Below are 17,548 nucleotides of genomic sequence, written 5' to 3'. Positions count from 1 at the left end.
GACCTACCTTGACGCTGAGGAGATCTTCGGGCGGCCCTCAGATCCCCAACTAACTGTAGCCGCGGTCATGGCGCTCTCGGTGGAGCATGCTGTGAGCTGGGCAGCTACTTGGATGGCGATGCTGACCCACCCGAGCCGGAGGCAGCAGGACGTCGATCGGGACTTCGTCGAGCGCTACCTCGGCGAGCCGCACCGCACCAGGGTGGCGAATCTGCTGAGGAATCGCGAACGAGCGCTCGTTATCCGACAGGCCCTGCTCAAGTTCACCAAGTACGCGCTGCTCTTCTGCGAGAGCCGAGGCGTTCCTGGAACAGATGATGACGACCGCCAAGCTGCTTTCGCCTATCTCTGTGTCCTCACAGGGTTGGGACCTCAGAGCGATCTATCAGACGATGATCTCAAACTTGACGGTGGTCCAGGGCCGCTGGGTCGAGAGTTGATCGCGAACCAAATATTCAATTCGACCAGAGATCTTCGCGGTATCTGGGCTACCTTCGAGCGATGCTGGCGGGAGTTGCCACGGGAGCTGGCCGACAACCCCCGCATGCTTGACCTCCCGTCCGAGTACGAGTCCGCAACTGGGGTCGCGCTCGACGATTTGGTCGCCGTCTGCGGTGCCTTGTGGGCGTCTGCGGGAAACGGCACGAGCACGATCGCGCCGGACTACTTCGATTCGCTCGGCTGGAGCGAGCATCGACTTCATCAAGTCCTGAGCCTCATTTCTGCCGACCGGGCAACTCTGCAGGGCGCTCTCTCAAGCCCCGCCGAGCAGGAGGGCCTGGAGTGGTCAACGAGGACTTTCGAGCAGTACCCCGTTGTGCGCTGGCCCAGCGGCCACCTCACTGTGATGAACTCAGACCTGGTTGTCGGCCGTGCGAGCGGCAAATGGCCCTTGTTCGACATCCTGCGCTGCCTGGAATCCAGCGGCAACAGGAAGCTGACTGGCGCAGTCAGAACAGCTGTTGCGCTCTCGTTCGAGACCTGGGTGCTCGAAGGTTTCGACAGCATAGTTGCCCACAGCCCGGAACGCTTCTACAGCGAGGAGCGATTGAAGGCCGCCTACCCCTCCACCAAAGTTGCCGACGCGGCAGTCGACTACGGCGACACCTGGATCGTGATCGAAGTGACCACTGCCGGAATCCAAGCCGCCACCGCCTCAGGCATCTCCGACGACGCGGTGCTCACAGACATCAACGACTGCATCAAGAAGGCCCGGCAACTCGACGCCACAATCAACAACCTACGGAACAAGGAAGAGAGGCTCACCGGCACCGCCGCGCCGGTTCGCCGGCGTTTCAGACCGATCCTCGTCATCGCGGACCGCTTCGCGACCGGTCCCATCTTCACCAACCTTCTGTGGGACCGATTGAAAGACACAGGCGTTCTGCAAGGAGACGACGTAGCTCCCCTGGAAGTCATGGAGATCGAAGATGTGCACATGATCGAGGGCCTCGTCGAACAGACCGGCCAGGCCTTGACAGACCTGCTCACTGGGAAAGAAGGCTCCAGCCTTCACGCGATGTCGATGCGGGAATACCTACTCCTCGATCGCCGAGTAAATCCACGGCCACCCCAGCGCGTCATGACCCGATGGAGCCTCTGGGCCGACACGGCGATCCAACACCTGCGGCGCGCCGACGACGGCAGCGCTTGACGAATCGGGCGACGACCCGCCACAGTCACCGGCGCCAAGTGCCGCTGTACCGAACGCCATTCGTTTGATCCGGTCCCCTGACTGCGGGTGTATGACGTCGCTTCGAGCGGCTCACCTCGCGTGTAGCTCCACAAGATCCTGGGGGTTCGATCTGAGCCGATCCAGTTCGCCGGAAAGCTGGACTACGCGTCCTCAACGCCAGAGGAGCCCCACTGCCTGCCGGCAAGCGCAAGTGCCACGGGTTCTTCGATTTGGACCAACGTGCGCCATCCAATGCACGCGTCATGGTCGCGAACCCACGCCTCTGCCAGGCATCGCGTCGCCATTCCGTCCTCACCGCAGATGCGGAGGGCTTCAGCACAGACCACCAGCGTCTGGCTTTCGCAATCCGGTGCTTGGGAAGCTGCGACTGCGACCTCAGTTGCTCGATCGAACTGCTTCAAGACGGCCAACAGGTAAGCGGCATCGGCTAGCAGGCGGCTCCCGCCGTGGTCGACGAGACTAGCTGCGTCCATGGCCGTCTTGATCTCGTCGATAGCCGCAGCTTGACCACCCGTCGCCGCGAGCGAACGAGCCACATGCATCACGGCTGTGGCGCGATCCCGCGGGTTCGTGATCTCAGCCGCCAACTGACGCACGTCGTTGACGTGCCCTGATCCAGACATTGCAGCTACGAGATGACCAGCAAAACCATCTCGATTCTGAGGAGACCGATCGATAGTTTCTAACGCCATAGCCAAATTTCCAGCCGCAGCAAAAGCACAGCCGATCTCCAGAACTCGGGACTGAATCTCGTCGCCGTACGTCCCCACAAGGTGTCGCGCTGACTCGGCCTCCCCGCAACGAGCAAGAGCCGCGATGATCACCTCGACACGATCGACCGCTACACGGCGCGACTGGTCTTGCCCGCTTGCTAGCAGCCCGTCTACTACCTGTAGGCCGTCAGTGGCCGCCTCGACCACAAGCGACGCGAGCTCCGTCTGGCGAGACAGGGTCTGGCCTACTAGCGAGCATGCAGCCAGTCTTATGAGCGGATCCTCCAAGGACCGAGCTCGCTCTACAGCCTGCCGGCCGGCCGATTGAGCCGCCGCCTCTTCACCGAGCCGAGCCAAATCCGCAGCCACCCTCGCATAACCGTAGAAAGGGCGACAAGCCTGCGCCGCGCTATCAATGACGCTTTCTGCCAGGCCTGGAGTGTTGGCTTGCGCGGCGCAGACTGCAAGTTGCGCAACTGATTCTTCACTGCCATCGAAGTTCGGCTGAGAAACTACAGCCGTAGCCCGAGAGATAAGGGTCACCGCATCTTTTTGACGGGTGTCGAGCAAGGCTGCCTCGGCCAGCCCGATCAGCGCAGGGAAGAGCCTCGGGTCATCCTCTGAAAGGACTGACAACGCGCCCTCGGCGTGCTGATAGTCCCTTAGAGCGGCTTCACGGAAGACGGGGCCGTATACCGTCGGGTGAGAATCATGAGCCTGGAGAGCAGCGAGTGCGAGATCGAGCTCGCCGATGTGCGCCAAGCTGATCGCGACCTCGCTCAAATCCGTCCTCGAGAGGTCGCCCCCGGCACAAGCCGCTCGTGCATGGTCTGCAGCCTCCAAAGCAAGCAAACCGTGACCACGGTAGGCAAGCTCAATCGCGAGCTCACTGGCGTTATCTGCGCCCCCTTCCAGGCGACCATCCGTCGACTGCAATAGGACCGCCAACGCCCGCTCCGGCTGAGTGCTTTTCACGACCCCTTGCCACACGGCACGCCACCCAAGGGTGTCCGGCCCAGCATCCAGCCGCTGAACGAGCGAGACGGCGCCATCAACGCGACCAGATCGAGCGAGTTCCTCAGCGCACCGCGCGACCGCTCGAACAACGAACTCGTCCCGGGGGGAGGCATCACAGATACGTATGGCCTCACGGACGAGTGAATCGACGAACTCAGCAGAAGCCGAGTCAACGGCTACCCACATGATCTCGGCGATCGCGTCCAAACGACTCCAATCGGCTCCCTCTAGAAGCGCGCTCTGATACGCAAGTTCTAGATAGGATCCTCCACTTTCGGCTTCAGAGATCGCGAAGAAGGCCGATGCCATTTTCGTCCAGGCATTCGCATCGAAGATGTCGCGACAGGAATCAATCAATGTCGCCGCAGCGACCGCGTCGCCTACTCTCACCATCAGACTCGCAACCGAAGCGAAATCTTTGCGCGCGAAGGTCCGGTCAACGTCACTCAGGGCGCCTGCGGCAGCGTCGGAGGCGGCCGCGGCTTCGTCGGTCTTTCCCACTGCGAGAAGCGCCTCCGCGCAGGCTGCATATACGCGGGCAGACGCTACTCCCGTTAGCCTATGGGCAATCAGTCTCGCCGAATCTAACTTGTCACACCTCAGATACAGTCTCGCCAGCGCGACCATATCCAGCGCAGAAATCGACGAATCTGAACGATGCCATGCGGCGAGTTCTTCGGCCTGGAGCAAGGCGCCAACCAGGTCGCCAACTCCAAGACAATCGTAGGCCGCATGCAAAACTACCTGGCACCTATCGTTCTCGGGCAGCTGATCAACCAGCTCGCGTGCCTGGCGATGGAGCCCGACTAACGCACAGGATCGAACGGCCTCCTCGACTACCGATTGGTGTTCGCTCCCTGGCACCGACCCTGCCTCGGCGACGAGGCGTCGTGCACGGTCCCGACCACCCGCAGCTACCAGTACACGGACCAGCCGACGGGTGAATTCAAAGGTTTGAGGAGTTTGCGGCTCGCGGTGGATGTCTTGCACCAGCCGCTCGGTCGCTGCGAGAGCGCGTTGCGGATCCTTCGCAGCCAGGTAGGCCTCGGCGATGGCGAGCTGTGCCAGCCGGGGTTTAAAAGTCCCATCGACTAGATGCTGGGCCATCGAATGGTAACCAGCCCGCGCGTATGCGGCGGGCAGCACCTCCGGAATGCGCCCTAAGCGGCGAGACAGGTCCTGGTCGGTGAAGACCAGTCTGCCGAGCAGATCGAGAGTAGCCCCAGTCATCATGGGTGATTCCGCTGCGTGTTGCCGCAGCAGTTCGGCCTGGGCCACTCGGACCTGCCGAAGAGCTGACGCCAGGGTGCCGTGGCGCTCGGCGATCCGGTCTTGGCGCGCGCCGTCCGTAAGGATCTCGACAGCAAGTTCATGGAACTTGCCGTGGTTGACGAGCAGCGCCGGCAACGCGTCAGAAAGTAAGAATGTGGGCGTAGTCTGAGGCCAGCCAGTTTGCTGATTCTTCATTGCCCATTGGCTGATCTTCTCGATCCAGGGTGCGAGGATCCGGTCGGAATGTTTGCTCCAGGCAAGTGCATCGTCGCGATCTAGACCTAACTCGGCCAGTGTGGGCTCGAGTACGGTGAGTACGTGCTGCCCGATCCTGTCATGGGCAAGGGTATAGCCCTTTAGATCGTGGCGGCTGGGGTCAACCGGCAGCGGAGTCAGAAGCCTGCCGTGACTCGTCTCAATGATTTCGCGAACTTCTGCCTCGGTTGCTCCGGGCAAGCATTCGCGCACCGCCTCAGCGAGGTCCCCGATGGTGAGCGGGCTGCCCGCCGCGAGCATGAACGCCGCGACCGCCTCGCCGACCGGAAACTTCATGAAGTCGAGGACATCGCTTCGATCGAACGCAGCATGCGCATGCGGCGATTCAGCCAGCTCGTGTAGGGGCCCTTCGGTGGTCAGGTCATGCAGGGGGCTGCCTTGCTCAATGTCCGAAGGCAGAGGTGGATTTGGCCGAGAGGCAAGCAAAACACGAGTACCAGGGGGAAGCTCCGTGGGGAGCAGCGCCAGGATAGATCCCTTGACTGGCTCTCTGTACCAGTCATCTTCGTCAAGTCCGTCGATGAGGAGGAGCAGTTCCGCCGGTCGATCCCGACTCTGACAAGATGCCCCCGCTCGAGTTAGTAATACCCGGAAGGCATTGACCTCCTGGACGGCGTTGGTTGGGATACTCGACAGGTAGCGATCCCCTGCCAGGTGCGCCAGTCGTGGCAGCACCTCGGCGAGGAATGCCTGACGGTCACGGGCAGCCGCCGTCACGCGGCGTACGAAGAATGGCACAACTGCGACTCCGGGATGATGTCGGACGGCGAACGTAGCCATCAACGCTGTCTTTCCGGACTGGCTCGGAGCCTGCCACAGCCACCATCTCGCAGGTCCCTCTGTGGCGAAGTGGGCCATCACCGACAGTTCATGTTCACGGTCGATCAGCACCTCAGGGAGAAGACCGCGAACTCGCTGCGCTGCGGCCAAGACGTCGTTCGCGACCAGTGTCCCGGCGATCGGCCGCTCGGTCAGCTCGTGCACATCTGCCGACACTTCATCGATGGTCCTCACCAGATGCACCAAGGCGGCGGGCTGAAAGCCTGGCAGCCTCGGCGCGAGGGTGCTGATTCGCTCTACCGAGCGTTCGAGCAAGAACGCGAACATTGCGCCCGCCTCGCCCCCGAGCGACTCCGCCATCGATTCGCCGCCCCGTCGCATCAGGTAGGTCAGGAGTAGTCCACCCTCTCGAGTTGCGTCAATCAAGCGCTCGGGATCGGATAGCTCACGCGCCAGAAGCTCACTCAGACTAGTTAAAGCTGCTTCGCGGTCATTCGGCTCCGCCAGGCCGAACTCAACCCTCAGGTACTGCTCCAGGTCTTCCGCGATCCTCTGTCCGATCTGAGGAAGGCGCTCCTCGGTGAGACGTCCAACGAGGGCTGAGGCAGCCCCAGTCCCGTCGTCAAGCAAGTCAGCGGCAGTGTCGCTCCCCGCAAGTCGAGTCACCAAACGGGCAACAGACAGCCCCACGCCGACTAGTATCCCGAGGTCAGCTACCACAGCCCGATCTTGCCACGCGCGCCCTCTGACTGCGAGGACACACGACGCAGTGTCGGCTAGGACCAAGGAGCCCAGTGCTTCATGCGATAGCGAGCGAGTTGATGGATCCGTAGCTCACATCGACTGTGGACCTCAGAGGCGTCTGCGCTCCGACGGGTTCCTGCGGTCGTCGGGAAGGCTTTCTATGACCTTGGTTGCCCATGAATCGGAGAACGCCACCGTCCATCTGTTCGGTAACCAGACCGGCGCTGAGACGACCACCTCGGACGTCAAGGCCGGACTTCCTGGAGATGGTCCCGCACGAGCAGCTTTACCGAGCGCCATATCCCCTGAACCTTGCGTAACACATGGCTGGACCGACGAGACCCAGTCGGATGCACTCGCGGCCATGATGCGCGCTGCTAACCTTTGCGCCATGACTACCTGCATCTCGCAGGTATGCGACGAGATCGTGCTGGCGTCCCCCCTCGGACACGATACTTAGCCACACGATCCGCAAGCGGATCAATCTCTACGCCGACCGATTGGTCGGCGTAGTTGTATGTCTGGCCCAGTTTCAGAGCTTCGTACAAGGCACTCAGCTCTGCCGGATCCGCCGCATCGAGTGCCCGCCCCACATCCCCCAACTGGTCTACATAAGTAACTAGTTGGTCACGACTCAGACTCTGCTGCTCCGGCAACGCGGCCAGCGCCCGCTCCGCCACCTGCTTCTCAGCCGCCGCAGCGTTGTATATATCCCGCAATTCCGCCGGATCCCATCCCGCTTCGAGCGCTTTCCGGGCCCGCCCCATGGTGACCTTTGCCGCACGGACACGCCCGCGCAGTTCCTCGACATACGCGCCCCGATCGCTCTCAAGATCGTCATCGACCACAAGCGCCTCGATCGTCGCTTCCAGATGCAACGGATCGAACAACGTCCCCACCCACCAGGACGGAACAGATCGAGGCCAACCTTGCCGCACTGCTCGAACAACGCGGCGACCAGCCCCACCCGCCCAACCGCGCTGAGATATACGTCCTTAGACAGCAGGCAACACTCCTGAACCGGCCACCGAAGCACCACACGCGACCACTCGCAGCGATGATGGCCGAGTGGAAGAACCGCGCGAACCGAGCCATCGGGGCAGACGTCCTGGCCACGATCCAGCAGTCCCTCAACCAGCAAGGTGAGCGACCACTCGCCGCAGCAGACCTCAGCCCGGAGACCCTCGACGCCTACGGCGCAGCCACCGTTCTGACCCTCCAGAACAAACGCGCCACCTGGACCCGCTGGAACCTACTAGCCGAAGCAGCCCGCCAGACCCGACTACTTCGACTGGTCTCATCGAGCGACCGCTTCGACGTACTCCAGTCGATCGTCGAGCGCGCCGAACAGCACTCGATCAACCTCACCGCACCCGACCTCGTCGCCGTCCCGACAGCTCGCGCCAACGGCGAGAGCATCTTCACCATCCACAACGGCCAGATCTACACCTCCCCCGTCATCCTCGGCGCCGAAGCCGTACTCCTCGATCTAGCCCGCGACCCCTCCGGCCCAAAGATCAGCGGCCGACGGGTCCAGACAGACGACCTGAGCGCCGACAAGGTCCGCGCACTCCACCGCGTCACCACCAGCGGACAGAAGGTCGAGGCCCTCCGCGGCCCAGCCGGAACCGGCAAAACGAACCTCCTCTCCGCCCTAAGCTCGACCTGGCAAACAGCCCACGGCGAAGGCTCGATCATCGCCCTCGCACCCTCATCAGCCGCCTCCACCATCCTCTCGGACGCCATCGGAGCCCCCACCGAGAACATCGCCAAATGGATCTACGAATCCGCCGGCCTCGGCGCCGAGATCCGCCGACAACGCATCCAAGAAACCGAGTACGCCGCACACCTCGCCCACCGCAGCCGCCGTCGACGCCGCCACCAAAACCTCACCATCCAACTCGCCTGCCTCCGCGCCGAAGACGACCGCTGGACCTTCCACAAGAACCAACTCGTCATCGTCGACGAAGCCTCCATGGCCGGCACCATGGAACTCGCCACCCTCGCCCGCGCCACAGATCGGCCTGTTCAGCTTGATGATGAGCCACTTGATGTATTCCGAGTGCTGGACGAGAGGTGTCAGCGCGTACCCCGGACCGCCGATGAGTTCGGGCACGACCGGCGTGACCCGGAAGAAGCCACCGAAGATGAAGTACTGCGGTCCGTAGGCGTACTGGGCGAAACTCAAGAGGTACTGGGCGTTGCCGAGGTTGTTGTTCTGGTGCCGCTCCCGGTGGCGGTTCATGTCCAGCCAGTCCTCGGGGTCCTCAGCGAGCAGCAGATCCCACGCCTGGGCGCCGCCCATCCCTGCACGGATGTTGAACTTGACCTTCGTCAGCTCCGGCTTCGGCACCGGGATGAAGTCCGTGAACCTGATCAATGCCCGACTTCTTCTCATCTATGCAAACGCGACACCAGGCGATCGGGGCGTCGCGCCCTTCATGTCGCCAAGGTCAGCAGCCCGAGCCAAGCGAGCATCGCCGCCGCTCGGACTTGCTGGCAACGGAACCAGACCAACACGCGACGTCGTGCAAATGCGAGCTTCAACAGTGAAATGCCATGATCGAAGAAGCCGACTGGGGCTCGTCAGCGCAGAAGGCGCCGAGCTCGGTGGCATCCATAACAGCTTGGCCTATCTCTCGCGATCCGAGGAGACGATCAGCGCGCGAGCGGCGGTGAGCGCCGCCGCCGTTCACCACCGGGATCGAGATATGTGTCGGCGGAGTGGCTGATCGTCCAGCAGTTCGCTGCACTCGTCCGATTCCGCATCGGCTGGCGTCACTACCGCATTTGGTGGCGGTGCTGGCAGACGAGCAGGACGGATATCACTCGTCGTCAGGGCGATCACGGCTGGGCAGTTGGCTGGCTGCGAGAATGGCTGGCAGCGCACGACCGGAAATAGTTGGCCCCGCAGGCCGGATCCCTGGTGATGCTGACCGGGTGCCGCAAGGGGTGGGTGCGGCACCCGGCGAGCTCGAGAGACTGGTTGCGCTGCGGTCGGCCATTTCACGCATCGAGCGTTCGTTGTTCGAAGCGGTGGCGAGTGATGCTGTTGGCCAGCTGCTGCCGCGGTCAGTTGTCGGTTTCGCGTTGCAGGTCGGGTGCAGGGACGCCGATGCATCGTTCCGCACTCGCCGGTTTGCCGACAACCGCCAGGTTCAGGCCGGCAGGCGCTCGGGTCGAGGCATTGCGGAGCAGGCGCAAGACCCGGCGGGCGTCAGCGCGACGATGCGGATCGTGAGACAGAACGGCGACGAAGGTGGCGAGTAGCGGTCCCGTCCAAGATAAGACGAGGGCGGCAAGAGTTACGACGAGCAGGGTCACTGGATGTCTCCCAACAAGCGGCACTCCGGGTTGAGTGAGACCATTTAGCCATCAGCGATACGGCGATTGGGGAAATCGAATGGCACCGAAAAAGGCCGAACGGCCGGACGGAGGTGATGACCGGATAGCTGAGTTCGCGGCCTGGCTGCGGAGCGTGCGTCTTGAAGCGAAAAATCCCACTTATGGGGAGATCGTCCGTCGGATCAAGGCACGGGAACCGTCCTCGAGTATTGGGATAGCGACAGTTTCCAACGCACTGACGGGTAGGGGTAGTTCGCGATGGGACACGGTGGCGGCCATCGCGTGGGCACTGGGGGGCTCGGACGCCGTAGTGGAATGCGCACGGCGGTGGAAGCATGCCCACGGAGAAGGCGTCGGGCCAAGCGCTCGTCCGGCCGAGCCAAGGGAGCCGCTGTGGCTAGGCACGCAGCTGACTCGACCCGCCTCGTTCCAGCCACGACAGGCACAGCAGGACGGTCTCGAGAGCGCACGGCTGGCTGGCAAGGCGGCTGTCGTATCCGGGTTCCCCGGTACCGGAAAGAGTCATCTAGCCGCGGCGTACGCTAGTGAGAGGTGGAACGCCAAGAAGCTAGACCTGGTCCTGTGGGCGCCCGCAGATGATCGTGTCGGCATCACAACCTTGTACGCGGCCGCGGCTGGACACGTCGGAGTCGGTGACCCGAATGATCCCGAAGCCGCCGCGCGCCGGTTCCTGGGGTGGACGGCGAGCACCGAGGCGCGATGGCTGGTCGTGCTCGACGGAATCGAGCAACCCGGACCTCTGATTGGGTTATGGCCGGTCCCCCGGCCAGAAACTGGCCAGGTGATCGCGACAACGGTTCGGAACGATGACACGCTGTTCGACGAACGCAGCAAAATCGAGCTCGCGGCGTTCTTACCCGAGCAATCCGAGACCTACCTCCGCCAGCGACTTCGCGAGGGCTTGGCCGACGACATCGCTGGTGTCGCGGAGGACCTGCAACATCTGCCATTGGCATTAAGTCACGCCGCCGCCTACCTCAACGACCAGGAACTGAGGTGCAGTACGTACCGCAAGTTGTTCGGAGACAAGAAGCGCAGCCTCGCGGAATTGTTCCCGCACCTGAGCGAACTATTCGACGGCTCCGTACGTACCGTCGCAGCGACGATGAGCCTCGCAATAGAACGCGCGAATGACGCCCCTCCTCCCGGAGTCGCCGGCGCCCTGCTCGAGTTAGGCTGCCTACTCGATCCCAATGGGATCCCAGCAGACGCTTTTGGCACCGAGCCAGCCACCGAATACGTCGCGGCCAGGATCACGGCGACAGTGCAAGGAGTAGCAACACGCGAACTCACCCGCCTCGCGCTGGCCAACCTTCGCAGGTTCAATTTGATCACTCACAGTGCCGCGAGCGGCGCCGTGCGATTCCACGCTTTGGTCCAGCGCGCCGCCCACGAAACGCTTCTCACCGACTCGCGCGTAGCCGAAGGCGTCACTATCGCCGCAGCCGACATGCTCCTCGCTGCCTGGCCCGACATCGAGAGCGACCCAGAGAAGATCCGGCAGCTTCGTACCAACACCAACGTCCTCGGAGAGTCGCTGCACGAGCAGGCTTTGTGGAAGCCCATCAGCGGAGTCCACCCTTTGTTGCTCCGCCACACCTCGAGCCTGGGAGACGCTGGGCTTCTCACCAACGCGATCGCTGCCACCGCAAGACTCTGTGACACCGCGGAACGCCAGCTGGGTCCTGACCATCCCACCACCCTCATCAGCCGCAGCAACCTTGCAGTTTGGCGCGGACGAACTGGTGATGTCGCCGGTGCAGCCGCCGCCCTCGAGCAGATCATGGTCGATGTCCTGCGCCTCGCAGGATCAGATCACCCAGTCACGCTCACCATTCGCAACAACCTGGCCTACTGGCGCGGCGAGGCGGGTGATGCTATTGGCGCGGCCGCCGCATTCGAAGAGTTGCTGACTGAGCAGATGCGGATCCTGGGACCCCTTGATCCAAAGACTCTCGTTACTCGCGGCAATCTGGCATGCTCTCGCGGCAAAGCCGGTGACGCCCGTGGGGCGGCCGCCGATTTTCAGCAGTTGCTGACAGACCAGCTGCGCGTGCTGGGGCCAGATCACCCAAATACCCTCCTGACCCGCGGCAACTTGGCTTTCTCGCGCGGTGAGGCCGGTGACGCCCAGGGGGCAGCCGCTGCGTTCGAACAACTGCTGGCCGACAAGTTGCGAGTCCTTGGGCCCGAACACCCTGACGTACTGCAGACGCGCAACAACCTGGCTGGCTCGCGCGGTGCGGCCGGCGACATCGCGGGTGCAGCTGCCGCATACGAGCAACTGCTGGCCGACCAATCGCATCTACTGGGAGCCGACCACCCCGACACGCTACGTACCGGCGCAAACCTGGCATATTGGCGGTCGAAGTCCGGCGACATCGTAGGCACACGTAAAGATATCGAGCAAAGTTTCAGGGATCAGTTGCGGATCCTGGGACCTGACCATCCGGACACATTCGCAATCCGCAACAACCTGGCGTATCAGCGCGGCGAGGCAGGAGACGCTGCAGGTGCGGCCGCAGAGTTCGAGCAATTGCTGGTCGATCAATTACGGGTCTTGCGATCTGATCATCCAGATGTACTGGCAACTCGGAACAACCTGGCACTCTGGCGGGGCAGAGCCGGAGACCTCGAGGGTGCAGTAGGCGAGTTCGAGCAGCTTTTACCTGCTCTCTTGGGTTGCCTGGGCCTTACGCACCCCAACACCATGGCCACGCGTGGCAACCTCGCGTCCCTGCGCGGCCAGACTGGCAACCCCGTCGGCGCGGTCGCCGAGTTCGAGCAATTGCTGACCGACCAACTGTCGGTCCTGGGACCCGATCATCCCGATGTACTCGCCACCCGCAACAATTTGGCGCAATGGCGCGGCGAAGCTGGTGATGCGATCAGGGCAGTTGCCGCGTTCGACGAGTTGCTGACCGACCAGTTGCGAGTCCTCGGACCTGATCACCCCGATACGCTCAGCACCCGCAGCAACCTGGCCAGTTGGCGCAGCGAGATTGGTGACATCGCCGGCGCGGCGGTCGCGACCGAGCAGTTGCTCGCCGATCAGTTACGAATATTGGGTTCTGATCACCCCAGTACATTCATTACCCGCAGCAACCTGGCCCACTTCCGCAGCACGGTTGGTGACGTCGTTGGCGGGGTGACCGCAGTCGAGCAGTTACTGGCCGACCATTTAAGGGTTATGGGGCCTGAAGACCCGCACACCCTCGCCACTCGCAGTACCCTGGCCCACTTGCGCGGTCGTTCGGGTGATGTCGCGGGTGCGGTCGGTGCCTTCGAAGATCTATTGATCGATCAGCTGCGAGTCCTCGGAGCCGGTCATCCTGATACAGTGGAAACTCATGCCCACCTGGGCTATTGGCGCGATCAGGTCGACGTAGACCATGATGATCCGATGCTGGATTAGAAGGTCCCCGGCCCACCCCAGTAGAGCCCGTTCCGGAGGCTGATTGACGGCATCCAATGCCATCTCGTGCGTTCGGCCACCCAAATATGGGGCTAGCGGACGGCCGTCTTTGGGCGGGATCGTGGCGCCACTTGCGCTCTGCCGGGCACGTGATGGCCCCTCGCGTGCCGAGGACTGAATGACTAAGCAGCGAGTCTTGATCTTGAGCGCCATGGGCAACACGGCTCCCGAACGGCGTGCACTGGCTGAGCTTCGCGAGGTCGAGCGAGCGATCCGGGTAGATGCGGATGCGTTCACCGGTGACCGATGTCGGTCCGCGCGAGCCGCACATATGTCGCCCAGCACCTCCTGTTCGACACCTCGCCGGCTCACTGTCTCGCGCCGGAGGGAGTGCACGCGCGCGGCGGGCGACGAGCGGACGCAGGAAGGCCTCAGCAACCTTGGGTGCGTTGACGAGCGCTACCGCATCATCGGGCCCCGCCATCACATCTCGACAAAAGTTCAGCCACTCGTGCCATCCGATGAGCATGACGATTGGCCAGACGAGGCCCGATAGGACAAAGAGGCGTGAGCCCATAGTGCTGCACCATCGCAACTGAACCTCAGCCGAGACAAAGGTCCGCGACCGGCGTGCCCAACTGCGATGGGACGCGACACAGGTCGAGCTCAGAACCGTTATCGGTCACGGAATCGCGCCGGTGCGACCGCACCTGGCCGATCGAGTCCCAAGCGCGTGAGCGGAGATACGCAACATCTATCGGCCCCAGCGCCTCGGTCCGACGTTGCCGTCGCCAGCCTTAGCCATGGTCCGCGGTGTAACACTTTGTGACTCTCTTCGATACATGGGTCGGGGGGATGAGCAAATTGCTGATTCGGGACACGTCCTGGCGACAGAATCTCGCGCTCGCGGTGACTATGGCGGTACTCACCGGCGGCGTCGGCGTCTTTGTCATGACAAGGCAGAGCGATCTGGGCGAGGTAGCCGCGCCCAAGGTCTGGCCGCGATTGTTCTACTCGTACTTCACCAAATCAGATCTCATCGTCATGCGCGAAACAGAGATTGTCGCGCGTGTGGCCGCACCTTACGTCTCTCAGTACCGTGGCGCTGTCTGGACCGCGGATGGCCGGTATGTCGCGACTTTGGTCGATGACGTAACCGAGATCGAACGCGCGGACCCGGCGCAACGCGAACTCGTCTCTGTAGAGGCCGCGACCGGCAAGGTGCGACGCCTCAAGTGCCCCCGGTGCACGAGTCTGGTGGCGGTCGGTGGAAGCGAGGTTTTGGCGTCGGTAAGTCGCGACGCTACGCGGAATGCGCAGTTCAGCGGCGGGCTGCGGGCAGATCTAGCCTCACCTGGAGCGTCGGTGCCGCTGCCGCGCGCAGCCGATGACGGAGCTTCATTGACGCACGTCATGTTCGCCGCCGGAGCAGCAGGAAAAGCGCTGCTGATGGGCATCGATGTCCGTGAGCAAAGTGTCTTCTACATCTACGACCGCGACGGCAAATACCGGCTGTCCGCATCCACGACGAATCCGAAGAATGCCATCCGCTTCGTTTCGGAGGCTAGCGCAGTCGCCTTGGGCGATGAAATCCGGTTCGCCGTCGGCTCATCGGTGAAGGAAAGTGAGTACGAATGCGCGGAACTCGGCTCAGTCGAGATTCACTCGTCGAACGCCCCCCGGTGAACACCAAGATTGCCGACATATCCGCCCGAGGCGACCAGGCCGGCGTCACCTCGATGGTCAACACCCGCGACCTGTGGTGGGAGTCCGACGGTGACCTTCATGCCACCGCATATGCAGGGCGCTGCGTCGGCAATCCCCGGCTGACGACACCTCCAACGGAGTGGAGGTTTCATGACGGGCATTGGTCCCAGGTCTCAAAGGAGCCGAGGTGGCAGGTGCGCCCGCTCGGCAGATCAGCACGCTTGCTCCTTCTGCCTGACGCCACGTACGCCGACCAGAACGAACTCGTCCTCGAAACCAACGGGCGACGGGTCTTGATCGACCCAGATGTCGTCGCCATCGCCGCTGCCACACCCACCTCAGAGGTTTTGAACTGCCACTCCTGCGAGTTCACCGTCGACGCGAGATACAGCGAGCGAGCTCGCAAACCGAGCCCTGGGCGAGCGGCATTCATCGGCGACTGGTACGTCCATGGGTGGGAAATTCGGGTGAAGGCCAACCACCTGGCGACTAGCCGCATCTACCGGGTGTCCTGCGTACGTCCCTTCAACGAGGACTGCTTCGCCGACCTGGTCTACTCGGTCGCGATCGATGCGGGGGGTCGGACGATGCGCCTCACGCTCAAGTCGGTCCGGTACGCGATCAACGATGGCGGTGGTGGCCGAGCCGTTGTGCACCCGGTATTCGAGTCTTCGTCGGGCGGCTTCAGGATCGGCGAAACGAGCACGTACCGCTGGGTCCGTGACGGGCTGCTCAGGGACATCGAGGTCCCTCCGGCGGCCAGAAATCCATATCTGTGCAGCACTCTGCATCCACCGCGACCAGCGCGCGAATGCGGCGCCTAGTCATACGGTCCCATCACAGGTGAGCCGGCATCTTCTGCCGGTGCCTCTGGACCACGCGCCGTCGATAACGAAAAGAGAACCGACCTTGAGCAAGAGATCAAAGGCTCGCGCTGCGCGTCGCGACATGAGAGTCAAGGCTAAGCGATCGGCGGCGCCCGAGGGAACTGTACTTGCGGCAGCGGCGACCGACGCCCCGCGGACGGAGGAGGGGCTGACACAACCGGCAAGCCGGCTACAGGCACTGTGGAGCGCGATCACCAAGGAAGCGAGGACTCATCCGCTGGCAAGCGCGGGAGCTCTCGCCGCAGTCGTGGTGATCGCACCGCTCGTCGTTGGCCTGATCCAACACCTCAACGATGATCCGCTCGTCCTGCAACGCTCGCCGATCGACTTCCGAATCGGACAGAACACGTCACCCGACGCTGTCGTGCCCGGAACCGTCAACGACGGAGACCAACCACCGGGTGATAACGAGGACTTCAAGAAGTGGGCCCGTTCGCATGGAGCCGTGTACGCGAACACCGTCGCAATCAGCTTTGTGGCAAGAAGCGATATCGATGAACCGACGCTCGTCGTCGGCGCAAGCGTCAGAGTGGTGGAACGGCGGAAGCCGCTAGCGGGGACCCACGTCGTGCCGAACGGCGCCGGCCCCGGCCCTGACCGAGTCCTCTTCAGCGATCTCGATCAGAATCCCGCCACCGTCCGCCTAGCCGCTGGATGGTCGTTCCCACTCACAGTCTCACGAACTGACATCGAGGCGTTCACGGTCGTTCCGACAACCGAAAACTGTTACTGCCTCTTCGTGATCGAGTTGCGATACGTCGACCCAGACGGGAGCACTCGGACAATCTCCATGGACGATCACGGCAAACCCTTCGAGCTAACCAGCGCGACGGCCGCCACGAAGAAAATCACGGTGAAGAATGAGTAGGGTCAAAGGTCGCCCGGCGAACATGACCGCCGCCATCCTAGCCGTCGGCGTTTTGGCGGGATGTACCACCGCCAAGGATGAGGCCAATCCTCCTGCCGTCACTCCCAGCGTCTCCCCGTCGATGGTTCTGGACACCGTCGAGGGGGCCAGTGGGAGCGCAGCAGCGGACATAGTGGGCTTCCTCATCACACGCCCTCCGAGCGATTACAACAGGGGCTTGGCGGATATCGGTCACATGGACTTCATCACCACCAGACAAGATCAGGACGGTGTGGGAGACGCACTATCCGGACCACACCTGACGATCAACCGGGACCTCGACATCCTGCCGAACGGAGAGGATCCGACTGGTGGCAACCAGGTAACAGTGCGCGCCACGGTTCCGGTGGCGAATGGCCGCATTGCCAGTGCGGACATTGATTTCACGTTCACGCAGCACAGTTCACTGGCCGGCCGCGAGTTTTCCCCGGAGAGCCTGCGCGCCGCATTGCGTACGGAAATGGGGGCGGAAGTCGCCTTCGACTCCGTGGCTGTGACCCTGAGCGGTGCCCCAGTGATCGCTGGCACGGGCTACTACATCATGCTTGATGAGAGAACCGGCAAACTCGTCATGATCGACGACAAGACCATGGAACAAGTGGCGGCCACTGTAGCGCAAGAGCGTCAGATCGTCACGACGCTGCAGAAGTTCATGTCGATGCTTAAGTCTGCAGAAACTGCGCACAGGTGACCGCACATGAGCGGCCAGCCGTCGAACAGCGCTGAATAGATCTCCCACGGCAGTACTTCGAGGCCGCGGAGCCATCT

10 protein-coding genes are annotated in these 17,548 nt (G+C 62.7%); 8 read left to right on the top strand and 2 right to left on the bottom strand.

What is annotated here, in order from left to right:
* The first annotated feature begins 112 nt into the window (after window positions 1-112).
* Window positions 113-1,654 (top strand): hypothetical protein, encoded by a 1,542-nt coding sequence (locus ACFVWG_RS20670; protein ID WP_391544948.1) that lies wholly within the window; start codon window positions 113-115, stop codon window positions 1,652-1,654.
* A gap of 182 nt (window positions 1,655-1,836) precedes the next feature.
* Here the strand turns inward: ACFVWG_RS20670 and ACFVWG_RS20665 are convergent, their stop codons facing one another.
* Together ACFVWG_RS20665 and ACFVWG_RS20660 are read right to left on the bottom strand one after the other, a co-directional pair.
* Complete coding sequence (locus ACFVWG_RS20665; protein ID WP_391544947.1) at window positions 1,837-6,444, bottom strand: hypothetical protein; 4,608 nt, start codon at window positions 6,442-6,444, stop codon at window positions 1,837-1,839.
* 449 nt (window positions 6,445-6,893) lie between these two features.
* Window positions 6,894-7,388, bottom strand: coding sequence for a hypothetical protein (locus ACFVWG_RS20660; protein WP_391544946.1), 495 nt, complete (start codon window positions 7,386-7,388; stop codon window positions 6,894-6,896).
* Window positions 7,389-7,555: 167 nt separating this feature from the next.
* Between ACFVWG_RS20660 and ACFVWG_RS20655 the strand changes: the two genes are divergently transcribed.
* From ACFVWG_RS20655 to ACFVWG_RS20625, 7 genes are all read left to right on the top strand, one after another.
* A complete protein-coding gene (locus ACFVWG_RS20655) occupies window positions 7,556-9,061 on the top strand; it encodes an AAA family ATPase (protein WP_391544945.1) in 1,506 nt (501 codons plus the stop codon).
* Window positions 9,062-9,438: 377 nt separating this feature from the next.
* Window positions 9,439-9,768, top strand: coding sequence for a hypothetical protein (locus ACFVWG_RS20650; RefSeq protein WP_391544944.1), 330 nt, complete (start codon window positions 9,439-9,441; stop codon window positions 9,766-9,768).
* Window positions 9,769-10,645: 877 nt separating this feature from the next.
* Complete coding sequence (locus ACFVWG_RS20645) at window positions 10,646-13,279, top strand: tetratricopeptide repeat protein (protein WP_391544943.1); 2,634 nt, start codon at window positions 10,646-10,648, stop codon at window positions 13,277-13,279.
* Window positions 13,280-14,134: 855 nt separating this feature from the next.
* Window positions 14,135-14,965 (top strand): hypothetical protein, encoded by an 831-nt coding sequence (locus tag ACFVWG_RS20640; protein WP_391544942.1) that lies wholly within the window; start codon window positions 14,135-14,137, stop codon window positions 14,963-14,965.
* 242 nt (window positions 14,966-15,207) lie between these two features.
* The gene (locus ACFVWG_RS20635; RefSeq protein ID WP_391544941.1) at window positions 15,208-15,810 is read left to right on the top strand and encodes a hypothetical protein; all 603 of its coding nucleotides are present in this window, start codon (window positions 15,208-15,210) and stop codon (window positions 15,808-15,810) included.
* A gap of 124 nt (window positions 15,811-15,934) precedes the next feature.
* Entirely contained in the window at window positions 15,935-16,741 is an 807-nt protein-coding gene (locus ACFVWG_RS20630; protein WP_391544940.1) for a hypothetical protein, read from the top strand.
* Between the two features lie 22 nt (window positions 16,742-16,763).
* Window positions 16,764-17,471 carry a hypothetical protein gene (locus ACFVWG_RS20625; RefSeq protein WP_391544939.1) on the top strand — a complete coding sequence of 236 codons (708 nt, stop codon included), beginning with the start codon at window positions 16,764-16,766 and terminating at the stop codon, window positions 17,469-17,471.
* Window positions 17,472-17,548 lie beyond the last annotated feature (77 nt).

Origin of the sequence: Kribbella sp. NPDC058245 (genome assembly GCF_042882005.1) — a bacterium.
GTDB lineage: Bacteria > Actinomycetota > Actinomycetes > Propionibacteriales > Kribbellaceae > Kribbella.
This window is presented reverse-complemented; position numbering and strand designations above follow the sequence as displayed.

What these genes read in the sequence shown, in the direction of transcription:
- ACFVWG_RS20630 (WP_391544940.1), top strand. Translation starts at nt 15,935, where the DNA reads ATGAGAGTCAAGGCTAAGCGATCGGCGGCGCCCGAGGGAACTGTACTT.
- ACFVWG_RS20655 (WP_391544945.1), top strand. Translation starts at nt 7,556, where the DNA reads ATGATGGCCGAGTGGAAGAACCGCGCGAACCGAGCCATCGGGGCAGAC.
- ACFVWG_RS20625 (WP_391544939.1), top strand. Translation starts at nt 16,764, where the DNA reads ATGACCGCCGCCATCCTAGCCGTCGGCGTTTTGGCGGGATGTACCACC.
- ACFVWG_RS20670 (WP_391544948.1), top strand. Translation starts at nt 113, where the DNA reads ATGGCGATGCTGACCCACCCGAGCCGGAGGCAGCAGGACGTCGATCGG.
- ACFVWG_RS20640 (WP_391544942.1), top strand. Translation starts at nt 14,135, where the DNA reads ATGAGCAAATTGCTGATTCGGGACACGTCCTGGCGACAGAATCTCGCG.